The sequence below is a fragment of the Devosia geojensis genome (assembly GCF_000969415.1).
GTDB classification, from domain to species: Bacteria; Pseudomonadota; Alphaproteobacteria; order Rhizobiales; family Devosiaceae; genus Devosia; species Devosia geojensis.
In genome coordinates, this window is record NZ_JZEX01000034.1 from 1 (window position 1) to 2,005 (window position 2,005).

Annotated in this window: 2 protein-coding genes; both read left to right on the forward strand. The window is 66.0% G+C overall.

The genetic code is table 11. From position 1 onward, the window contains the following. Positions 1–99 precede the first annotated feature (99 nt). Positions 100–1,050, forward strand: a complete 951-nt coding sequence (locus tag VE25_RS02180; protein ID WP_052731669.1) for an ABC transporter permease — start codon at positions 100–102, stop codon at positions 1,048–1,050. After that, positions 1,047–1,874 (forward strand): ABC transporter permease, encoded by an 828-nt coding sequence (locus tag VE25_RS02185; protein WP_046106948.1) that lies wholly within the window; start codon positions 1,047–1,049, stop codon positions 1,872–1,874. The genes VE25_RS02180 and VE25_RS02185 overlap by 4 nt, the downstream gene beginning before the upstream one ends. The last annotated feature ends 131 nt before the right edge of the window (positions 1,875–2,005 follow it).

Consider the following 2,005-nt stretch of genomic DNA (forward strand, 5'->3'; position numbering starts at 1 on the left):
GAACCACCCCCACCCTCATTCCCTCCCCTCAAGGGAGAGGGAGGCCGATCGTGCCTGTGGCGCCACCACAGCAATGCTTCGCCACTAGCGGACCAGCCCATGCCGTTGCGTTTTCTTGCCAGCCGGATCGTCGACCTCGCCTTCGTGCTCTTCGGGGTTTCGGTGGTCGTTTTCCTGATGATTCGCCTCATTCCGGGCGATGCGGTCGCCATCATGCTCGGCGCCAACACCGAGATCACGCCCGAGCGCATCGCCGAGCTCGAGGCGAGGGTCGGGCTCGACAAGCCCATCCTCGAGCAATATCTCACCTGGATCTGGGGTGTGCTGCGCGGCGACCTCGGCACCTCGATCTGGACCGGGCGGCCGGTCGCCCAGGAAATCCTCGCGCAGATCTGGCCGACCATCGAGCTCACCCTGCTCTCCATCCTCTTCGGGGCGGGCCTTGCCATTCCGCTCGGCGCCTTCATGGCCGAGGCGCGCGGCAAGACCGCCGAGGTGCTGGTGCGGATCGGCGCCATCGCCGGCCTGACCATCCCCTCCTTCTGGCTGGGGATCGTGTCGATCTTTCTTCTCTCGAAGCTCCTGCCGGGGGTGCAGGCCCTCGGCTACGTGCCCTTCACGCAGGACCCGCTGGGGAACCTCACCCGCATGATCCTGCCGGTCATCGCGCTCTCGCTGCCCATGCTCGCCAACCTGTCGCGGCTCGTGCGCTCGGCCATGCTCGATGCCTTGAGCCAGGATTACATCCGCACCGCCAAGGCCAAGGGTGCCAGCCGTCGCCGCATCATCTACAAGCATGCGCTGCGCAATGCGCTGATCCCCTTCATCACCAGCGTCGGCGTCTCGGCCGGATACCTTCTCGGCGGCGCCATCGTCATCGAGCAGGTCTTTGCCATTCCCGGTCTCGGTCGCCTCGTGCTCGGCGCCATCGCCGAGCGCAACTATCCGCTGGTGCAGGCGACGATCCTCGTCATGACCTTCGCCTTCGTCCTGGTCAATTTCCTCGTCGACCTCCTCTATGCGGTCATCGATCCGAGGGTGTCGCGATGATCGCCTGGATGAAGCGCAACAAGCTGCTGACCTTCGCCGCCGTCTTCGTCGCATTGCAGGTGCTGCTCGCGATCTTTGCGCCCTTCATCGGCCTGCAGGACCCTTATGCGCAGGTCATGGTCCAGCGCATGAAGGGCCCCAATCTCGTCAACCTGCTCGGCACCGACCAGCTCGGGCGCGACGTGTTCGCGCGCATTCTCTACGGCTATCGCACCTCGCTGATGACCTGCGTCACGGCCGTGGCGCTGGCGCTGGTTGCCGGCGGCACGCTCGGCATGCTCGCCGCCTATTATCGCGGCTGGTTCGACCGCATCGTCATGCGCCTGATGGACGTGCTCTTCGCCTTCCCGATCATGCTTCTGGCCATCGGTGTCATCGCGGTTCTCGGGCCGTCGGCCTGGAGCGCGGCGCTCGCCATCGCCATCGTCTACACGCCGATCTTCGCCCGTCTGCTGCGCGGCCCCGCCCTCGTCATCTGCGAAAGCGAATACGTCAACGGCGCCCGCGCCATCGGCGCCTCGGACGGGCGCATCATCTTCCTGCACCTCCTGCCCAACCTTTCCTCCGTGGTGCTGGTGCAGACGAGCCTCCTGCTCTCGGCCGCCATCCTCGTCGAGGCTTCGCTCTCGTTCCTCGGGCTCGGGGCGCAGCCGCCGATCCCCTCGCTCGGCCTCATGCTCTCGGAAGGGCGCAACTTCCTGCTGCTCTCGCCGTGGCCGGCGATCTTTGCCGGGTTCGCCATCCTCTTCCTCTCCTTCGGCTTCAACCTCCTCGGGGACGCGCTGCGCGACACGCTCGACCCGAGACTGAGGACGCAGGAGTAGGATGATGCGCGCCTGGTCTCCAGTCTTTCCGAAGCGCTGCCCGGAGCACAATCCGCCTCCCTCCCCCTTGAGGGGAGGGATTGAGGGTGGGGGTGGTTCAATCGGTCACCGGTCGCCCCCCACCCTCAATC

Coding starts and splice junctions, on each gene's coding strand:
- VE25_RS02180 (WP_052731669.1), top strand. CDS start 100: ATGCCGTTGCGTTTTCTTGCCAGCCGGATCGTCGACCTCGCCTTCGTG.
- VE25_RS02185 (WP_046106948.1), top strand. CDS start 1,047: ATGATCGCCTGGATGAAGCGCAACAAGCTGCTGACCTTCGCCGCCGTC.